A 17716-nucleotide genomic window follows, 5' to 3' on the forward strand; every position below is an offset into this window, starting at 1 on the left:
CGTTTCCTAAGGACTGTGACCGCCATGCGATCCCGAATCCGTACGTTTGCGGCGCTGATTGCCGCCGCGCTCGTCGTCGTCACACTGCACATGACCGACTCGGTGGCCTCGTCGCCGACACAGACGTGGGATTTCGAATCCGACGCCGTCGGTGAGTTGCCTGCCGGCTGCCGGCCAACCGACTCCGCGCAACCCGGGCGCGTCACCGACGCCATCGCTTACCGAGGCCAGCAGGCACTGGACCTCACCGATCGCAGTCCCGAAGCGCAGACGGCTGTCGCTTGTCGATCCGATGTGAGTTCCGGGATCGACTTGAGGATGGCTGTCCGGCCCGAGTCGCTCACCGACGGCGTCACCGTCAGTCTGCTGGGCAGCTTCTTGGACATCGACCAGGTAGACACACCGGTCTTCAAGATCTGGATCAAGCCGGACGGCTCGGTGTTCTGGTTCGACGGTCTGGCGCAGGACGCGCTCGGTTGGACGCAGATCGGGCGAGCGCACACGATGCCGACTGGCACCTGGTCGACGCTAGCCATTCAGGTGCCAACTAACCTCACGACGGCCTTCATCCACGCTTCGACCGACGCCGAAGCATCCGTTCCGGGAGCCAGGTTCGACAACAGTACCTACGTCGGGGCCGCTGGTCCGGTCGGCATCAGTCCGGTGGCGACGATCAGTGGATTCCAGATCGGTACTGGACAAACCGTGACAGGAGTCGACCGAGTCCAGATCGATGACGTGCATGTCGGCACCGGCAGCGGCCTCACACCACCTGCACCGGATCCGACCTTCGTGATCGGGCAGCGTACCGTGATCGATGCCACCAGCGACGGGCTCGTGCAGATGCCCAACAGTTCGACGACCCGTCGGCTCCCGGGTGGAGGTCAGGAAGCCCTGGTTACTTATCCGGTGCACGGAGACGCCACTCATGACACCGGGACGGCGATGGCCTCGTCCATCGACGGCGGACATACCTGGAGCGACGTCTCCGAACGCAACCCCTTCCCCGACGAGCAATCGTTCTATCTCACTGCGCTGCGCAACGGTGACCTTTTGGCGGTCAACTACCACACATTCATGACCGCCGGAACCGACAACCACCAGGCGGCAGTACCTACCGCCATCTCCACCGACGGAGGCCGAACGTGGATCCACCGCGAAGGCCAGATGACCGCACCGCAACGGATGCGACCAATATCGACGGCGACCAGCCGGCCCGGTTTCCCACTCGGCGGGTTCGTCCTCGTCCACAGCGTCCTGGAAGACGCCAACGGCACCTTGTACCAGTCGGGATATGGTTACTACGCCACCGACAAGCATTATCGCAGCATCGTGATGACATCAACGGACCGTGGCGAAAACTGGCAGGTCCGCAGCACTATCGCCGTCAACGACCAACTGTCGAGTCACCCACGCTTCGAAGGTTTCGGTGAACCCGCCCTGGCCTTCGCCGCGGATGGATCCCTGGTGGCGGTTATGCGGACTGGCAACTACCAACCGCTCTATCAGTCCCGCTCGGCCAACGCTGGCTATGCCTGGACCACCCCGACGGTCGTGACGGCCTCCGACGGCATTCCCGTCACGGGAGTCTTTCCCGATCTGAAGCTGATGGGCAACGGCACCCTTGTGCTCTGGGCCGGACGTCCGGGCCAGTTCCTGCTGGCCTCACGGGACGGCACCGGCAGGTCGTGGTCGCCGACGAGGATGGTTGACTACCGCAACTCCGGCAACGGAACACTCACTCCGGTGGGCCGCAACCGGCTTGTCGTGTTCGGTGATCGCGGCGCCGACTGGACACCCAACACAAACCGTCGCAAAGAGATCTGGTCCCGGCCTGTGGTCGTTGCCGGCCGGGGCTGAATGTGCCGCGGTCGGAGTATGTGGCTGCTTGCTATCTCGCGGCAACGGATCAGGCGGGGCGTGCGGCAATGTGCAGTATCGTGTCGACGTCCTGGTCCGGATTCACGGTTGTCGGCTGTGCCGTTAGGTCTGCGGTGCGCCAACGTCCGGTGACAGTGCTCCACCAGCGACCGGAGGGCGCACAGCCGAGATCTTCGGTGTCGATGGTCGCGGTCGCCCCCGGGGGCAGATAGACCAAGACCTCTGTGGGGGTGTTCCGATCCAGAACCATGACCCTGCCACTGAGGAATCCTGGAGCGGACCGAAGCCGATGCGGTGCGGGTGTCCAGCCGGGGCCCAGTTCTCGGAGCAGGTGGGCACCGTGCGTTGCCTGGGAGGCCCCCGGTAGGTCGAGAGCCGCGCGCCACGACGTCGCGCGGCCGTGCACCGGATCGGGGGTGTCGGAGTCAAGCATTTGGTAGACGCCGTTGGCGCCGTAGACGAAGCCTGCGGCGCCGGCGAAGATCGCGTGGTACAGGGAGCGTCGGACGTCTGTGGCGCCGAACACCCATCCGGGGACCGGCAACCAGTCCGGCGTCATGACCGGGTGGTCCTCGTAGTTTGGTTCGCCCTCCAGCACCGGGCGCAGCGGGGGGCGGTCGTAGTCGGCCGCGATGAGTGCGTCGTTGGGTGTGTGCCAGCCGACGTGTCCGGACTGCACCAGGTCGAAGTCGATCCATGTTGCGTCGGAAAGGTCATTTTTTGAGGACGCGTGGCCCCTGGGATGGACGGTGATCAGTTGCCGGTGCCCGACCGTTTCGCGAATCCCTTTGGCCAGCGCGTCCAGCGTTGCGCGATGACGCGAGGTCTCGATGTAGCGGTCGCCGCCCAGGACCCAGATCAGGTCCGAATCGCGGTACCGGGCGGCAATCCAGCTGCCGAATTGCGCAGCATTGCCGGGATGGAGGATCGCCTCGCCCGCATCGGCCCAGTACGTTCCCCAGGTGGGCAGAAGTGCCACGACAAGTCCGTACTGGTTAGCCATGGTGATGATCGTGTCGACGTGGTGCCAGTAACGTTCGTCGGGCTGGTCCGGTCGTCGATCGATGAACGGCACCTGACCGTTGGCGTTCGGCTCGTCCAGTCCGCCGAACTCGGCGACGCCGACCGCGAAGACGGTGTTGAAGCCCTGCTCGGCACGCGTTCGCAGATAGTGATCAGCATCGTCGAGGTCGAGCCGGTGGAACAGTTCCCAGGCCGTGTCTCCCAGAAGGAACCAGGGGTCGTGATCACGTTCGAGCCAGCGGCCGGACGGTGCGACGGTAAGCATGTGGTGGACACCCTTCTGTCATTTGAGACCCGAGGTCGCGAACCCTTGGACGAAGTAGCGTTGCAGGAGAAGGAAGATCACGATCACTGGCAGTGCGAAGAGAAGCGCGCCGGCGGCCAACAGAGTGTTGATGATCTGGCCTTGCTGGTTGACGTAGCCACTGGTGATGGCGACCGCGAGTGTTGTGGTGTCCTGCTGGAGCAGGAGCTTGGGTGTGATGTAGTCGCCCCAGATCGCTACGAAGGTGAGCAGGAAGACTGCCGCCGAGGTTGCTTTGGAAAGCGGGAGATAGATCCGCCACCAGATTTGCAGATAGTTGCAGCCGTCAAGGATGGCGGAGTCCTCAAGCTCGAGGGGAATGCCGCGAAAGGTCTGCCGGAACAGGAAGATCATGAAGGCGGACCCGCCGAGCCCCCATAGAACCCAGGGGATATAGGTGTTCACCAGGTTCAGCCGGGCAAAGATGATGTAGGACGGGATTACGGTGATGATGGTCGGCAGCATCATGGTTCCGATCAGGATGGCAAAGGCGAGCTTGCTGCCGCGAGCACGGAGGCGAGCGAAACCGAATCCCACGAATGCCGACGACAGTGTGGTGAGTACCGCCGAGATGGTGGCGATGATCATACTGTTCCGAGCATAGGCCAGGAAGTTGATCATCGTCATCGCGTCGGTGAAATTGTGCCACTGGGGCGACCGGGGGAGCCAGCGGACCGGAAGCGCGGACACTTCCGACTGGTCCTTCAACGCGGTCAGTGCGAGCCACCCGATCGGTGCGAGGAAGAGGAGTGACACCACGATCGCGACGACCTGAGAGACAATCCGCTCGCGGGTGCGATGCTTCATGGTCAGCCCTCCCCGCCACCGTAGAAGACGAAGGATCGCGTGATGCCGAAAACGGCCGCGGTGAAGGCCACGATGACGATGAACAGCAGCCACAGCAGCGCTGAAGCGTATCCGAATTCGCCGAGGCCGAAGTACGTCTGGTAGACGTACACCATGTAGACACGCAGCCCCTCGGGAATGCCGACAGCCACAGAGACGCCATTGGCGTTCGCTGTGCCGAGCAGCACTGCGGGCACGAAAAGTTGGATCGCTCCGATCACGCCGGTCACGAGCTGAAACAACAGGAACGGCGAGATGAGCGGGACCGTGATGGACATGAACCGCTGCCAGGTGCCCGCGCCGTCCACCATTGCGGCCTCGATCAGCTCGGCTGGCACAGCTTGCAGTCCGGCCAACGAGATCACCATGCTGGCTCCGACGCCCCAAAGCATGAACGCAAGTAACACGACTAGGGATCGGCTGCCGGTCAGCCACTGAATCGGGGTGACGTTGATCAGGTCCAAGATCCCGTTGACCGCTCCCGCGTCATGGTCGAAGAGCAGCCGAAACGTGAGTGACCCTGCGACGACCGGGATCACGGCCGGTAGGTAGATCACTGTCCGATAGACGGCCCGCAATCGTATCCGGGCGTTGAGGAGAACGGCCAGCGCCAGTCCGACACATACGGTAAGCGGAACTACGATGACCATCAAGATCACCGTCTGCAGCAGCGATGTCCACATCTGACCGTCACCGAATGCACGACGGTAGTTCGCCCACCCCACGGACCTCGTGGTGGGCGAGATGCCGTCGTAGTTGGTGAACGACATCCACAACGCGAAAATCATCGGCCCGACTGTGAGCAACAGGAAGCCCAGGATCCAGGGTGCGGCGAACAGCCAGAAGGTGAGTGGACGGTATCGCCGCCATGGTCGACGGGCCTGCGTGGACCGAGCGCGGTGGGCTGCTCTCTGTCCCGGCAGCGACTCAGTTCTTGCCACGTTTGATCGCTGCGTTCAGTGCCGTCGTGATCGCGGCTGCGGTGTCTTTGATCGGACGGTGGGCGCGAACGGCGTCCTCGAACGTTGTGGCCAGAGCCGTGCCGAGTGCGTCAGCCTTCGCATACGGGGTGAAGGGCAGCACCTTGAAATACTTCTGCTCGTCCCGCTGGACGGCCAACGCTCGCTTCTGGTAGGGCTCGTTGTCGGGAAGGTACTTCGCCAGAGACTTCAAACCAGGAATGCCCCAGCCGGACTTGGCCCGTTCGACCGCCGGTTTGGCTGCGAAGTAGTACTCCATGAACGCCCAAGCAGCTTCCTTGTGCGCTGCGGTCTTCGGGATCCAGAACCCAGTACCGGCAACGCATGGGCTGACCCGCGTCGTTCCCATCATCGGAGCGGGGAGCAGGTACGACGCCTGCTGGACCTGCGGTTTCGCCGTAGCGATAAGGCCACTGGTCCAGTAGCCCGACAACAGGGTTGCGACCCGGCTCGCGACATAGAGGTCAGCATCAGCGGTGGCCTGCGGGTCCAGGAAACTCGACGTCGTTCGGGACTTGACCAGATCCACGAACCACTGCAACGCCTCGACACCGGCGTCGCTGGTGAGGTCGATCTGAGTCAGGTCGTCATTGAACAACGCAGCGTCAGCGGTGGCTAGCATCCCCTGGAGCCACGCAAGATCGGGTTTGCCTCCGAAGACACAGCCGAACCCCAGGACGCGGGTGCGGCCGGACTTGCGCTGGACTGTCTCCTCCGACAGTTTCAGCACCTGCTTGTAGGTGAGGGGACGATCAGAGCTTGGGACCTTCAGGCCGGCGGCCTTCAGATGCTGGGAGTTGACCCATAGCGTCAGATCGGAGGAGTAGTCCTTCACCAGGCCGTACAGCGGTCCGGTGCCCTGGGTCGTACCGTCATAGCGCCACAGGTCGTTGATCGGATCGAGATCGTCAGCGGTGATCGTCTTGCTGGATTTGAGGTAGTCGTCCAGTGGTTCGGCCAGCGAACGATGAACCAGATACGGCGTGTCGGTGGCGCCGGCGCCTCGAACGAGGTCGGGAGGCGTCTTGGCTGCCAACATCGACACCAGGGCGTCCCAGCTGTATTCGGTGATACTGAGCTTGATGTCAGGCCGCTGCTCCGTGAAACCGGCGATCACATCCTTGTCGATCTCATTCGCCTGCCCGAGGAGCTTCAGTGTCACCTGCTTCTTGCCGTTCTTCGCCGGCTGGCTGGCCGAGACCGCGCAGCCGGAGGTAAGACTGCCGGCTGCGATGGCACCCGCACCACCCAGAAGGGTGCGACGCCGAAGCCGCCACGGCACGACAGTGGTCTGCTCGGGATTCGTTTCGGGTTTCGTTGTCGGCATCGTGATCGCCCCTTCGCTTCCTCGAGAAGGTCTGTTGCATGCCCTCACCAACACGGCGGTAAACTAGTAAACCTGATGTCAAGGTACACCAGTCAACCTGAATCAGACAAGGGATCCAGGCCCTCGAGCGATAGGGTGTTGCCATGACTGAGCGGCGACCGAAGCGTCCGACGATTTCCGATGTGGCAGAACTGGCAGGGGTGTCCAAGGGCGCGGTCTCACGGTCCTTCAACGGTGCTGCTCGGCTGAGTCCCGCGACGGTGGAACGCATCCGAGCAGCGGCCGCTGAACTGGGCTGGATGCCCAGCGCGGCAGCGCGAGCGATCAACGGAGCGCCAGCTCATGCAATCGGCGTGGTGCTGCGGCGTCCGCCCGAGCTGCTCGAACTCGATCCGTTCTTCGCGGCGTTCCTGGCCGGCGCGGAGGGCGTGTTTGCCGCACAGGGATATGCCGTCATCCTACGGTTCGTCGACACCGCCGAAGACGAGCGGGACTGCTATCGACAGCTGGTTGCCGAGCGTCGTGTCGACGGCTTCTTGATCAACGATCTCCGACAGCCGGACTTTCGGTTCAAACTGCTGGAGGAGATGGGTCAGTCCGCAGTTGTCGTCGGGCGACCCGGGGCCCGCTGCCCCTTTCCCAGCGTCGACTCCGACAGCGATGCCGCGGTGGAATCGCTCCTGCAACACCTCATTGAATCGGGCCACCGGATCATAGGCCACGTCAGCGGGTCGCCGAGCCTCCAGCACTCCCGGCACCGTGTTCGACTCTGGCGCGACACCCTGCAGGCGAACGGTCTACCCGCGGGCCCGCTGGCCGTAGGACACTTCACCGCTGCCGGCGGCGCGGCCGCGACCGACGAATTGCTGAGACAACAGGAACGACCGACGGCGATCTTCTACGGAAACGATGTGATGGCCGTTGCCGGATTGGCGATGATGAGTGACCGCGGTCTCGTAGTGCCCGACGATGTCGCTGTCGCCGGCTTCGACGGCGTGAGCATCGCCTCCTACACCTCGCCGCCGTTGACCACCGTGCAGTGCAACTACCGCGCTGTCGGCCATGCCGCCGCAGACCTGCTACTGAATCAGATCGCAGGGGAGCGGGCCCCGCACCGGGTCCTGGTCCCTGCCGAGTTGCGGCTGCGTCGCAGCACCGGCGCCAGCGCGCAGTGACGGTTACCAGGACCGCTAGGCCATCCGGTGCCGGCAGCCGAAGGATCCCCGACTGATCCACATCAAAGATGCTGCCTGACCACAGGTCCTCATAGCTGCCCGGCAGAACGCGTAGGACCAGATCGCCGCCACCGCGAGAGCGTGACGTCGGCGCGAAGACGCCGACTCCGGATCCGACCGGACTGAGTACGCGGACCGCAGTTGTCGCAGCGCTGAGCGCAGTTGGTCTGGCAGGGTCGGCGGGCCGGCCGACCAGACGGCGCAACACTGCTGCCGAAGCCTCATCGGTCACCAGGGCTGACCCCAGAAGGCCACTGAACATGGTGACGGTCCCGCGGCCGAGTTGCCCATGCCAGGCAGCCGGCACGTTGCCCAGCTCGGGGAGTGTCAGATCAAGATCGGCGGACCAGTTCTGGTCAAGTTCGAAATCGGTATATGAGAGCGGGAGTCGGCCGGCCGGCACACCGAGAACGGAGACGGCGTGACCATCCGGACTGCTGTGCTGGCCACGGGCCCGGACCCCTAACGTGGTCGACAATCCGCCGGGCCAAGGTCGCTGGACGTCGCCCCAAAGGTCCTTCTGCCCAGAGATCCCGTCCATGATCAGACTGGCTCCGGATTCCACGTGGGACAGAAGAGAATTCGTTGTCGCCGGATCTAAGCAGGCCAGTTGAGACATCACGATCAGCCGGGGGACCGGCCGGAATCGGTCCAGGCAGTCCACCGGCAACGGCGCCGCGACCCATCCCAGGCGCGCGAGTTCAGCACAGATGAGTGCGACGCCCTGCATGGCATCGTCGGGATCGCGCCCCTGAGCCGGCGCACTGACCCACGAATGAGCCAGGCTGACGGCCTGGGACTCCGCGCTATACAGGACGACCGCGTCGACGGGGGTGGGGCACCAATCCGGCAGCTTTTGATCAAGCCGCTTCAATGTGGCTGCCGCACGGCACATTGCCGCCGATCGTTCGCCCGGACGGTTGTCGTCCTCGAGCAGCGACCAGTCACCGGCCTCGAAGTCCCGCTGACGAGCATTGAGCGCCCAACCGGTCGCTGATGTGGCGCCGGTGAGCAATGGCGCGAGGACCGACGCTGCAACCTCGGCCGGTTCAACATCTCGTGGGTGGGGTGATCCGTGGGTGACGTTGCCGAACTGGCACTCTGTCAGTTCGACATCACGGCTTGGCGCTGCAGCCAGCATCCGGGTCGCGACGACGAGCATCTCGAGGTGACGTGATCGAGGAGCGAACCCGAGATGCCACGGCGCATGCACACTCGCCCCGAGCACGTCCGCGCTGGCCGCGAGCCGAGACAGGTCGTAACCCATCGCGGCATGGTTGCGAAACAGGTCCGGCGGATTGATGCACGTCGGAGTGTCCGCGTCGACCCTCCGAATCACGGCCCTCACCCAGCTCAGTTCCTCCGCCAGGTTGCGAGCCCGAAGGGTCGCATCGGCCAGCCAGGGATCGAAGCTGAAGAACACCTCGTCGCTCAGATCCGGGCGGACCACGTCGTCGGCGAACGGGATCTCCTCGAAGGTCTTGTATCCGGTGTGCCAGCGTCGATTCAACTCCGAGACGTCGCCGAGGAAGCGGTCTCGTAACAGATCCGCCCAGACTGCCTGCAGGCCCGGTGGACGACGATCCCGCGGTCCGGGACGTCCGGCCGTGTTGAAGGGCTCGTTCCATAGGATCCACTGCGCCAGAGCGGGATGGCCGACATAGCGAGCGACCGTCTGCTGCACGTATCGCTCGGCCGACTCCCGATACCGCGGTGCAGATGGCAACGTGAGGTGGCGGCCCTGGATGAGGCCGGGGCTCCCGAGATGCCACGGCGCTGTCTCGGGGGTCAAGGTCGCCTTGATCTGCAAACCGTGCGTGGCGGCGGCATCGAACACCTGATCGTAGAGCTCGAAGTCCCAGGTGTCGGGTTCGGGCTCAATCCATGGCCAGATGAGGAAGATTCTCAGCTGGCCCAGACCGGAAGCGATGGCGGCCCTCAGTAGTCCCTGCAGCTGCTCGGAGTCCGTGTCACGTTCCAGCCAGAGCTGTGCCCCGAGCCGCTGCGAAGTGTTGACCATGACGCCTAAGGTAAACTGGTAAACCTCTTGACTGCAAGAGATTCCACAAGGTCTTGCATGCATCTCGACTACTGCGGTATACCAGTAAACCTCAACTCTGTGGAGGTCGACGATGACTAAGGCACGTTTCAAGCTTCTCGCAAGCGTCGCATTGCTAGGAGTATTCCTCTGCACCATGATCAGCTCGCCGACGGCCCCCGCCGCGTCGAGAACGGTCGGCCCGAAGACGGCCGCACAGCGGCTGGGATGGGGCACGCCCCTTCCGGCATCGGACGAGTTCAACTACGTCGGCACCCCGGACCGGAGCCGCTGGAATGTCTACGGCGACGGCGGTTCCGAGGGAGGCGCCGGGTCCAACTGCTGGCCCGGCCACGACGGAAACGGGAGGCGCTGCGCCGACGCCAACCACGTCAACGGCGAGTACCTACGCCAGACCGGAGAAATGAACGGCGATTCCGCAGGGGTCGCTTCGGTACAGAACCTCCAGTACGGCCGATGGGAAGTGCGCGCCCGTCTTCAGCCGGCAAGAGGCGCTGCCGGGCACCCGTACCACGCAGTGCTGATCACCTGGCCGCAGAGTGACGAGTGGCCCGCTGGCGCTGAGTACGACTTCTTCGAAGTCGACGCCGGCGACACCTGCGCGGTTGCGTTCCTGCACTACCCCAATCACGAACCCAAACGGCAGGAGATGGCCCAGAAGTGCCCGGTCGACATCACCAAATGGCACGCCTACGGCTTCGAGTGGAGCCCCCAGGGGTTGACCGGTTACATCGACGGTGACGAATGGTTCACCTTCAATCAGGACTGCATCCAGTGCGCGCCCGGACCGATGCACCAAACGATCCAACTCGACAACTTCTTCGGCGCCGGAGGCATGCAACGCGCCAACTTCGACATCGACTGGGCACGCGTCTACAACCTCCAACAGCGATGACACGGCCCTCACAGATCACGCAGGAGCCAGCCACCGTGGACGAACCCGTCCGCACCCGGCCGTGGACGTTCGGTGCCGCGCTGAGTGTCGACGCCATCGGCTCCGTCGAGCGCGAGTACGTTTCGCGCGTCCTCGATAAGCGCCGGGTGTTCCGCTACACCCGCGACGGCATCCACGACTCCGAAGCAGCAGCTCTGGAAGATGTGTACCGAAAGCGTCTAGGTGTCAGGCACTGTCTGGCCGTCAACGGCGGGACCTCGGCGCTGGTCTGTGCGCTCGTAGCAGCCGGCATCGGGCCCGGCGACGAGGTCGTGATTCCCAGCTACACCTACATTGCGACCGCATCAGCGGTCATCCTCGCAGGCGCCGTCCCGGTGATCGTCGACATCGACGAGACCCTGACCATCGATCCCAAGGCACTCGAGAACTCCATCACCAAGCACACCAAGGCCGTCATCCCTGTCCATATGCGTGGAGTTCCATGCCAAATGGATGAGATCAGCACGATCGCAGCCAGGCACGGACTCATCGTCATCGAGGACGCGGCCCAAGCCAACGGGGGAAGCTATCACGGCCGGCCGCTAGGATCCTTCGGGCACCTAGGATGCTTCAGCTTCCAGCAATACAAGATCGTCACCGCCGGCGAAGGTGGCCTCGTCGCAACCAACGACGATCACCTGTTCGAACGTGCCTGTGTGTACCACGACGGCGCCTTCGCCATGTGGGATACGGGCACCGGGGGAGAGGTCGAAACGTTCCCCGGACAGAACTACCGCATCAGCGAGATCAGTGCAGCGGTCGCCCTTGCGCAGTCTCAGCGACTCGACGATCTGCTCGCCCGGCTGCGTCGAAACAAGGCCCACATCATTGAAGCGCTCGCCACGGTCGACGGCATCGAGCTGCAACCCATCCCGGACCCCGCCGGCGACGTCGCATACAGCTTGATCCTCTTCCTGCCCGTGAACGCAGACATCCGAGCATTCTCCGAGCGGCTGGCTTGGGAAGGCATCCCCAACGGGACCGTGTACAACAAGGGATTCCCCGACCGACACATCTTCACCAACTGGGACTACGTCCTCGCCAAACGCGGCGTATCACCGACCAATAATCCATGGACGTCGCCGTACTACCACGGCAACATCGACTACCCGCCCGACCTGTGCCAGACGAGCCTTGACCTTCTCGGCCGAGCGATACAGATCAATCTGCACCAAGACATGGATAGCACCGACTGCGCCGACATCGTCACGGCCATCCGTCGTACGGCCCGACGCGTCAGCGCCAGACCATCGACCGCACCGTCCCCAGGAACGATGCCGTGATCAATCCGCCGCTCGACCTCTGGCCGAGGAACCCTCGCTACCTACGGTTCCGCGGCCTGCCGACCTTTCTGCTCACCTCGGCGGAGCACTACGGCGCCGTCTTCAACCTCGACGTCGACTACCACGCCTACCTCGGCGAACTGACCCGGTGTCGCTTCAACTACACCCGGACAGCCTCCGGAACCTTCGTGGAACACGAGTCCACGATCGAGGGCTCCGGCTGGGAGAACACCCAGGCGCCCCGGCCACTGCGCTACCTCGCACCCTGGGCGAGAACAGACATCGACGGCTACCACCACGGCGGTACCAAGTTCGACCTCGGCGAAATCAGCGGAGCCTACCTCGACCGCCTCATCGACTTCGTGTATCAAGCGGCGCTGCGCGGCATCATCGTCGAGCTCACCCTCTTCACCGCGCAATACAGTCCCGGGCATTGGCTGATGAGTCCGATGCACCCGGCGAACAACATCAACGACCTGGCCATGATCGACCACCAGTCGGTCTACCACCTCGACAACGGCGGACTGCTGCACCATCAGCTCGCCTTCGTACGCACCATCGTGGATGCACTGATCAACTACGACAACGTGATCATCGAGCTGATCAATGAGCCGTACTTCTCCGGCGTCGAGCGCGCCTGGATCGACACCGTCCTCGACGCGATCGAGCACAGGTTCAATCACCATCGACGACGTCTCCTCGTCGCCTGGAACTATGCCAACGTAGATGGCCGCATCACCGGCATGAGTCCGGGGATCGATCTCTTCACCTTCCACTACGCCAACCCGCCCAGCGTGATCGAACAGAACTTCGATCTGGCAATCCCCGTCGTCTACGACGAGACGGGCTACGACGGCGTCGATGACTCGCAGTACCGCAGCCACGCCTGGGAGTTCATGCTCGCCGGCGGAGCCGGCTTCAATCATCTCGACTACAGCTTCGCGCCGTCCGGCGACGACACCGGTACGCGGACCTTACCCGGGAACGCATCCGGAGGCGGTGGACGCCGACTCCGCGACCAACTGACGATCCTGCGTGACTTTCTCGCCGATCTCCCGTTCGCCAACACAGCCCCGGTGACAATGACAGCCCGATCCGGTACGGATACGCGAACCATCCGCGGACTCGCCGACCCCGGCAAAGCGTATGCGTTCTATCTCAACGGCATCGCCGTCGACAGCGTCGAACTCATGGCTGTGGCCGGCGACTATGTCGTGCGCTGGGTCGACCCGTTGACGGGCTACGCAACGTCAAGCGTACAAACCATCACGGCAGACGGCGCCGTGCGGCTCCAGGTGCCTGCACGCCGTCGAGAAGTCGCCTGCTCGATTCTGCAGCTACAGCCGGAGACCCAGCGCGAAGTCGGCGACTTCGATTTTGTCGAGGCCGCTAAGAGCACGACGTTCTCCAGCTGATCCGACCAGGATGGCAGCACCGAACCCGTCGACACCGTCATCCTCGCCACCTACTACCGCCCGCATCTTCTCTTCGGACCGACCAACTGCACGCGCCCGCGAACACGAGCTATGCGGTAGGCCCCTTCTATCTGAACGGCGTAGCTCGCTCGGTGAAGGTGGCTTGCTCACCGTAGCTGTTGCTGTACAGCATGCCTTCAGGGAACCCGTTGCCGCTGGTGTCGTAGGTCAACCAGCCGGACACGCACTCATCCTCAGCCAGCAGGGACTCGGCAGGAAGCACCTTGCCGAATGTGCCGAGAGGGTCAACGGTGTTGGCGGGAACACCTGCACCCTGTGTGCCGTAGGCGAAGCTCCACGGGTCACGTGAGACGCGGGTCTTGTTGCCCTGAGGATCGGGACCGAGCTTGACAACGCAGGTCTCTACCTCTGCCCCGTACAGCGCACCCGACTTCTTCTCATCCAGCAGGGAGACCTTGAAGTGCTCAAAGGTTTTGGAGTCCAGGGCCTTTGCGCTGGCCGACTCAGCCGGTTCCTCGTCGCTGGTGTCGGAGGCCTTGTCAACCTGCTCAGCAGGTGCATCGTTGATGTACATCGAAACGAACGGCTTCAACTCGCCACGGTAGACTGTGTAGCTCTTGCCCTTGGCGCCCGGCAAGACCTCTGTGTCTCCAATGAGCTTGTCATTGACCTCTAGGAAGTCAGAGTAATCATCGTCGGCAGGAATTTCTTCGGGGTCACCATCAAGCCAGAACTGAATTCCCTGAAATTCAACTTGCTCTTGGTCCTCTGTGACAACGGACGGCTCACCAGCAGAGCAGGTCTCAGACCCCTTGGTGTTGTCAATGCTGACCTTCCAATAGCTGAAAGGTCCGTCAAAGAACTTGGAGACGAACGCCTGGTAGGTCTGGATGTTGTGGGTTGCGCTGCTGGTCGGCGCGTAGGTCACCACACAGCCTGAGTAGTCGGTGTACTGCCACGTCTTGTCCGTGCTGGCGGGGTAGCTGGTTGGCGTGGACGCTTGGGCCTGGTCGCTGCAGTACTTCATCCAGTCCTCTTGGCTCAGATCTGGGTCATCGCAGTTAACAGACGGTACGGCAGATGACGGCTCAACCGAAGGGGATTCCTTGGGGGCGGGTTTGGTGACTGCTGGCTTAGAGCCCGTCTGAGTGTCACCGGCGCAGCCGGCCAGCCCTAGAACGGCAACCGTTCCCATGGCGAGAGCGGGAAGGGCTAAGGTGCGGTAGCGCAAGCTCATTACAGGACCGCCTGTATAGGTCAATTGTGGGCGAGGGTTGACTGAGTGCTGGTAGCACTTGGTCAGTCCGCCCTTAAGGTTTGCCAGATTTCATAGGTTTAATGACGAGTCAAACTCAAGCCTTGACAGGTTAGGGGAGACGCTCGTAGTACCACTAGGGCCAAAAGTCTCTAATTCATTGCTGGCCGTCGTAGAGGTCATAACCCTCTTGCGGGGTGCCACCACGATCGGCGGGCGACCGCCAGAAGGCTTCTCCCAGTTCTGAGCCTGCGCTGGCGCCGATCGATATACCCGACGGCTCGACTGCATGGTCGATCTGATCGAGCGTGGACACCTCGACCAGATCCTGATCTCGCAGGACATCTGTCACAAGACGAACCTGCGCAGGTGCGGCGGTGAGGGCTACACCCACATCCTGCGGCATGTGGTGCCACTGATGCGACGTAAGGGTTCACCGAGGATCAGATCCGGACGATCACGTTCGATAATCCTTGTCGGGCGCTGTCGTTTGGCCGCTGAGCAGGTCGGGCCGCTGACCGGGCCGGACGCCTCGGCTGTCGGTCGCGGCAATCTGAGCGATGACGCTGTCCAGATGCGCCCGCATGGCGGCCTCCGCCTCGGCAGGTTCGCCGGCGCGGATGGCCTCGATGATCGCGAGATGTTGTGGCAGTGATTCCTGCGGTCGACCGGGGCGACGGGCGAGTCGGAACTGGAATCGAACCGTTTGCGCGTTCAGGCGCTCCAGCTGGCGCGCAGCCACGTATTGGCCGCTCATCTCGATCACCAGTGAGTGCAGCTCACGGTTCAGGGCTGAGTAGCCTTCGAGGTCTGCCTGCTCGACTGCTGTGCGCATGCTGTCCGCGATCGATGCGAGTGTCTCGCGCTGAGCGGCGGTGCCACCCTCGGCGGCCTTCCGGGCGCAGAGACACTCCAGGGCCGAACGGCATTCGGTGACCTGGATGGCTTCCTCGACCGAGACCACTCGGATCCGCGCGCCGCGGTTGGGGATGAGCTCGACGAGCCCGTCGCTGGCCAGGTCCGACAGGGCTTCCCGCACCGCACTGCGGCTGACCTCGTAGGCCTCGGAGAGGTCGAGTTCGACGAGCCGCTGTCCGGGTACGAGATCTCCCTCGCGCAAGGCTTCGCGGATCTGTTCTGTCACCCGTTCCCGGGCCACCCGTCCTGCCAGCTGTTTGGCCGCCACTCGGCGCTCCTTCCTCGACTGCGGCCCTGATTCTAGCCACGATCCGACAAGCTTTCCGAAAATATCGTTCACTAGATTGTCAACAACTCTGTCGACGACTATGGTGACGAAAGTCGGTGGGGTAGCTGCCACGCCGGCGCGACGTGATCGGACACCGTCGAAGGGCGAGGAGGCACACGGGTGATCATCGATTGTCATGGCCACTACACGACGGCTCCGTCGTCGCTGGCCGGGTGGCGCGATCGGCAGACGCTGGCCTTCGAGCAGCGGACCGACGCCCCGTCCGCGGCGGACCTGGTGATCTCCGATGACGAAGTACGGGCCAGCATCGAGGACAATCAGTTGCGACTGATGGACGAGCGTGGAGTCGACGTGACGATCTTCTCGCCCCGGGCATCCTTCATGGCTCACCACATCGGCGACCTCGCAACCTCCGAAGCCTGGGCACGCGTCTGCAACGATCTGTGTGCCCGTGTCGGCCAGCTGTTCCCGGGGCGGTTCAGTCCGGCCGCGATGTTGCCGCAGTCCCCGGGCGTGGACCCGGCGACCAGCGTTCCCGAACTTGTCCGGGCTGTCGAGGAGCTCGGCGCCGTCGCCGTCAATCTCAACCCCGATCCCTCCGGCGGCTGTTGGGACTCGCCACCACTGACCGACCGCTCGTGGTACCCGATCTATCAGAAGCTGGTCGAGCTGGACGTGCCGGCGATGATCCATGTCAGCACGACCATCAACCCCGCCTTCCACACGACCGGATCGCACTACCTCAACGCCGACACCACCGCGTTCATGCAGTTGATCACCGGCGACCTGTTCTCCGACTTCCCGGACCTGCGATTCGTCATCCCGCACGGCGGCGGCGCGGTTCCCTACCACTGGGGCAGGTTCCGTGGCCTGGCCCAGAGTCTGGGCAAGCCCGACCTGTCCGAGCACGTCCTTCGCAACGTGTATTTCGACACCTGCGTGTACCACCAGCCGGGCATCGACACCTTGCTAAAGGTCATTCCCGCAAAGAACGTGTTGTTCGGGTCGGAGATGGTCGGCGCGGTTCGCGGCATCGATCTGGAGACCGGTTATGCCTTCGACGACACCCGTCGCTACGTCGAGGCGGCGGGCCTGTCGGCCGACGACCTCGCCGACATCGAACACCGGAACGCGCTGACGGTCTATCCCCGGCTGGCCGAACACCTTGCAGGTACTGCAGCGTGAGCCGACGTCGACCGGAGGAAATGATCATGAACGAACTGGGTGTGGTGCACCGCAGGGTCGTCCGCGCCGATGCTGAAGTCGTCGCGCGCCTCGCCGACCTGGATGTCGCAACGATCCATGAGGTGATGGGACGGACAGGGCTGATGCGTCCGTATCTGCGGCCGGTCTACGCCGGCGCCCGGACCTGCGGAACCGCCGTCACTGTGCTGCTGCAGCCGGGGGACAACTGGATGCTGCATGTGGCCGCCGAACAGGTGCAACCGGGTGATGTCGTGGTGGCCGGCTGCACCACCGAGTCCGCGGACGGCTTCTTCGGCGAACTGCTGGCCACCTCGTTGCGGGCTCGCGGCGCGCGCGGCCTGGTCATCGACGGAGGATGCCGAGACGTGGACCAACTGCAGGAGATGGACTTTCCCGTGTTCAGCCGAGCGGTGAGCGCGAAGGGGACCGTGAAGTCGACGCTCGGGTCGGTCAATGTCCCGGTGGTCTGCGCGAATGCCCTGGTGCACCCCGGCGACGTCGTGCTGGCCGACACCGACGGCATCGTTGTCGTGCCGGCGGCTTCGGCCGAGGCCGTCGCCGAAGCCGGGGAACGGCGTCGGGACAACGAGGCCGGTAAACGCGCACGGTTGGCAGGCGGCGAACTCGGGCTCGACATGTACGACATGCGCGGCGCGCTGGCTGCAAAAGGCCTGCGATATGTCGACTGATCAATGCGCCGTTCCGGTCGGCGTCCTGGCAACGTTCCACGAGGGGAGAGC

Annotated in this window: 14 protein-coding genes and 2 pseudogenes; 8 read left to right on the forward strand and 8 right to left on the reverse strand. The window is 63.5% G+C overall.

Annotation, left to right across the window (positions count from 1 at the left end; translation table 11 throughout):
* The first annotated feature begins 24 nt into the window (after positions 1–24).
* Entirely contained in the window at positions 25–1860 is a 1836-nt protein-coding gene (locus tag BLU38_RS23175) for a sialidase family protein (protein ID WP_091527843.1), read from the forward strand.
* A 49-nt stretch (positions 1861–1909) separates the two neighbouring features.
* On the opposite strand, the gene BLU38_RS23180 is transcribed toward BLU38_RS23175, so the two are convergent.
* The 4 genes from BLU38_RS23180 to BLU38_RS23195 form a co-directional block, all read right to left on the reverse strand.
* A complete protein-coding gene (locus tag BLU38_RS23180; protein ID WP_091527846.1) occupies positions 1910–3169 on the reverse strand; it encodes an apiosidase-like domain-containing protein in 1260 nt (419 codons plus the stop codon).
* A gap of 18 nt (positions 3170–3187) precedes the next feature.
* Positions 3188–4015: a carbohydrate ABC transporter permease gene (locus BLU38_RS23185; protein WP_091527848.1), complete on the reverse strand. Its 828-nt coding sequence runs from the start codon at positions 4013–4015 to the stop codon at positions 3188–3190.
* 2 nt (positions 4016–4017) lie between these two features.
* A complete protein-coding gene (locus tag BLU38_RS23190; protein ID WP_197679827.1) occupies positions 4018–4842 on the reverse strand; it encodes a carbohydrate ABC transporter permease in 825 nt (274 codons plus the stop codon).
* A 139-nt stretch (positions 4843–4981) separates the two neighbouring features.
* Positions 4982–6361 (reverse strand): ABC transporter substrate-binding protein, encoded by a 1380-nt coding sequence (locus BLU38_RS23195; RefSeq protein ID WP_091527854.1) that lies wholly within the window; start codon positions 6359–6361, stop codon positions 4982–4984.
* Between the two features lie 143 nt (positions 6362–6504).
* Here BLU38_RS23195 and BLU38_RS23200 point away from each other — a divergent pair, with 143 nt between their 5' ends.
* Positions 6505–7536 carry a LacI family DNA-binding transcriptional regulator gene (locus BLU38_RS23200; protein WP_091527856.1) on the forward strand — a complete coding sequence of 344 codons (1032 nt, stop codon included), beginning with the start codon at positions 6505–6507 and terminating at the stop codon, positions 7534–7536.
* Positions 7537–9070: 1534 nt separating this feature from the next.
* On the opposite strand, the pseudogene BLU38_RS32410 reads toward BLU38_RS23200, so the two are convergent.
* Positions 9071–9793: pseudogene (locus BLU38_RS32410) on the reverse strand (beta-galactosidase); the annotation flags it as partial.
* Between BLU38_RS32410 and BLU38_RS23215 the strand changes: the two are divergent.
* Genes BLU38_RS23215 through BLU38_RS23225 form a run of 3 tightly spaced genes read left to right on the forward strand, consistent with a single transcriptional unit; the run spans position 9792 to position 13287 of the window.
* Positions 9792–10550, forward strand: coding sequence for a glycoside hydrolase family 16 protein (locus BLU38_RS23215; RefSeq protein ID WP_157683642.1), 759 nt, complete (start codon positions 9792–9794; stop codon positions 10548–10550). The pseudogene BLU38_RS32410 and the gene BLU38_RS23215 overlap by 2 nt on opposite strands.
* A gap of 35 nt (positions 10551–10585) precedes the next feature.
* The gene (locus BLU38_RS23220) at positions 10586–11872 is read left to right on the forward strand and encodes a DegT/DnrJ/EryC1/StrS family aminotransferase (RefSeq protein WP_157683643.1); all 1287 of its coding nucleotides are present in this window, start codon (positions 10586–10588) and stop codon (positions 11870–11872) included.
* Positions 11869–13287: a hypothetical protein gene (locus BLU38_RS23225; protein ID WP_091527869.1), complete on the forward strand. Its 1419-nt coding sequence runs from the start codon at positions 11869–11871 to the stop codon at positions 13285–13287. Before BLU38_RS23220 ends, BLU38_RS23225 begins: the two co-directional genes overlap by 4 nt.
* A 127-nt stretch (positions 13288–13414) precedes the next feature.
* On the opposite strand, the gene BLU38_RS23230 is transcribed toward BLU38_RS23225, so the two are convergent.
* Both BLU38_RS23230 and BLU38_RS31260 read right to left on the reverse strand, forming a co-directional pair.
* Positions 13415–14545 carry a hypothetical protein gene (locus BLU38_RS23230; RefSeq protein ID WP_172836205.1) on the reverse strand — a complete coding sequence of 377 codons (1131 nt, stop codon included), beginning with the start codon at positions 14543–14545 and terminating at the stop codon, positions 13415–13417.
* Positions 14546–14720: 175 nt separating this feature from the next.
* Positions 14721–14969 carry a hypothetical protein gene (locus BLU38_RS31260; RefSeq protein WP_172836029.1) on the reverse strand — a complete coding sequence of 83 codons (249 nt, stop codon included), beginning with the start codon at positions 14967–14969 and terminating at the stop codon, positions 14721–14723.
* Between BLU38_RS31260 and BLU38_RS32415 the strand changes: the two genes are divergently transcribed.
* A complete protein-coding gene (locus BLU38_RS32415; RefSeq protein ID WP_157683644.1) occupies positions 14853–15218 on the forward strand; it encodes a phosphotriesterase family protein in 366 nt (121 codons plus the stop codon). The two genes, BLU38_RS31260 and BLU38_RS32415, sit on opposite strands and share 117 nt — an antisense overlap.
* Here BLU38_RS32415 and BLU38_RS23235 read toward each other — a convergent pair.
* A pseudogene (locus tag BLU38_RS23235) lies at positions 15144–15947 on the reverse strand (GntR family transcriptional regulator); the annotation flags it as partial. The gene BLU38_RS32415 and the pseudogene BLU38_RS23235 sit on opposite strands and share 75 nt — an antisense overlap.
* Between BLU38_RS23235 and BLU38_RS23240 the strand changes: the two are divergent.
* A complete protein-coding gene (locus BLU38_RS23240) occupies positions 15930–16955 on the forward strand; it encodes an amidohydrolase family protein (protein WP_091527876.1) in 1026 nt (341 codons plus the stop codon). The pseudogene BLU38_RS23235 and the gene BLU38_RS23240 sit on opposite strands and share 18 nt — an antisense overlap.
* A 26-nt stretch (positions 16956–16981) precedes the next feature.
* Entirely contained in the window at positions 16982–17665 is a 684-nt protein-coding gene (locus BLU38_RS23245; RefSeq protein WP_091533002.1) for a 4-carboxy-4-hydroxy-2-oxoadipate aldolase/oxaloacetate decarboxylase, read from the forward strand.
* Positions 17666–17716: the final 51 nt, after the last annotated feature.

Source organism: Microlunatus soli, from assembly GCF_900105385.1.
GTDB classification, from domain to species: Bacteria; Actinomycetota; Actinomycetes; order Propionibacteriales; family Propionibacteriaceae; genus Microlunatus; species Microlunatus soli.

Coding starts and splice junctions, on each gene's coding strand:
- BLU38_RS23175 (WP_091527843.1), top strand. CDS start 25: ATGCGATCCCGAATCCGTACGTTTGCGGCGCTGATTGCCGCCGCGCTC.
- BLU38_RS23180 (WP_091527846.1), bottom strand. CDS start 3,169: ATGCTTACCGTCGCACCGTCCGGCCGCTGGCTCGAACGTGATCACGAC.
- BLU38_RS23185 (WP_091527848.1), bottom strand. CDS start 4,015: ATGAAGCATCGCACCCGCGAGCGGATTGTCTCTCAGGTCGTCGCGATC.
- BLU38_RS23190 (WP_197679827.1), bottom strand. CDS start 4,842: ATGATTTTCGCGTTGTGGATGTCGTTCACCAACTACGACGGCATCTCG.
- BLU38_RS23195 (WP_091527854.1), bottom strand. CDS start 6,361: ATGCCGACAACGAAACCCGAAACGAATCCCGAGCAGACCACTGTCGTG.
- BLU38_RS23200 (WP_091527856.1), top strand. CDS start 6,505: ATGACTGAGCGGCGACCGAAGCGTCCGACGATTTCCGATGTGGCAGAA.
- BLU38_RS23215 (WP_157683642.1), top strand. CDS start 9,792: ATGATCAGCTCGCCGACGGCCCCCGCCGCGTCGAGAACGGTCGGCCCG.
- BLU38_RS23230 (WP_172836205.1), bottom strand. CDS start 14,545: ATGAGCTTGCGCTACCGCACCTTAGCCCTTCCCGCTCTCGCCATGGGA.
- BLU38_RS32415 (WP_157683644.1), top strand. CDS start 14,853: ATGGTCGATCTGATCGAGCGTGGACACCTCGACCAGATCCTGATCTCG.
- BLU38_RS31260 (WP_172836029.1), bottom strand. CDS start 14,969: ATGCCGCAGGATGTGGGTGTAGCCCTCACCGCCGCACCTGCGCAGGTT.
- BLU38_RS23245 (WP_091533002.1), top strand. CDS start 16,982: ATGAACGAACTGGGTGTGGTGCACCGCAGGGTCGTCCGCGCCGATGCT.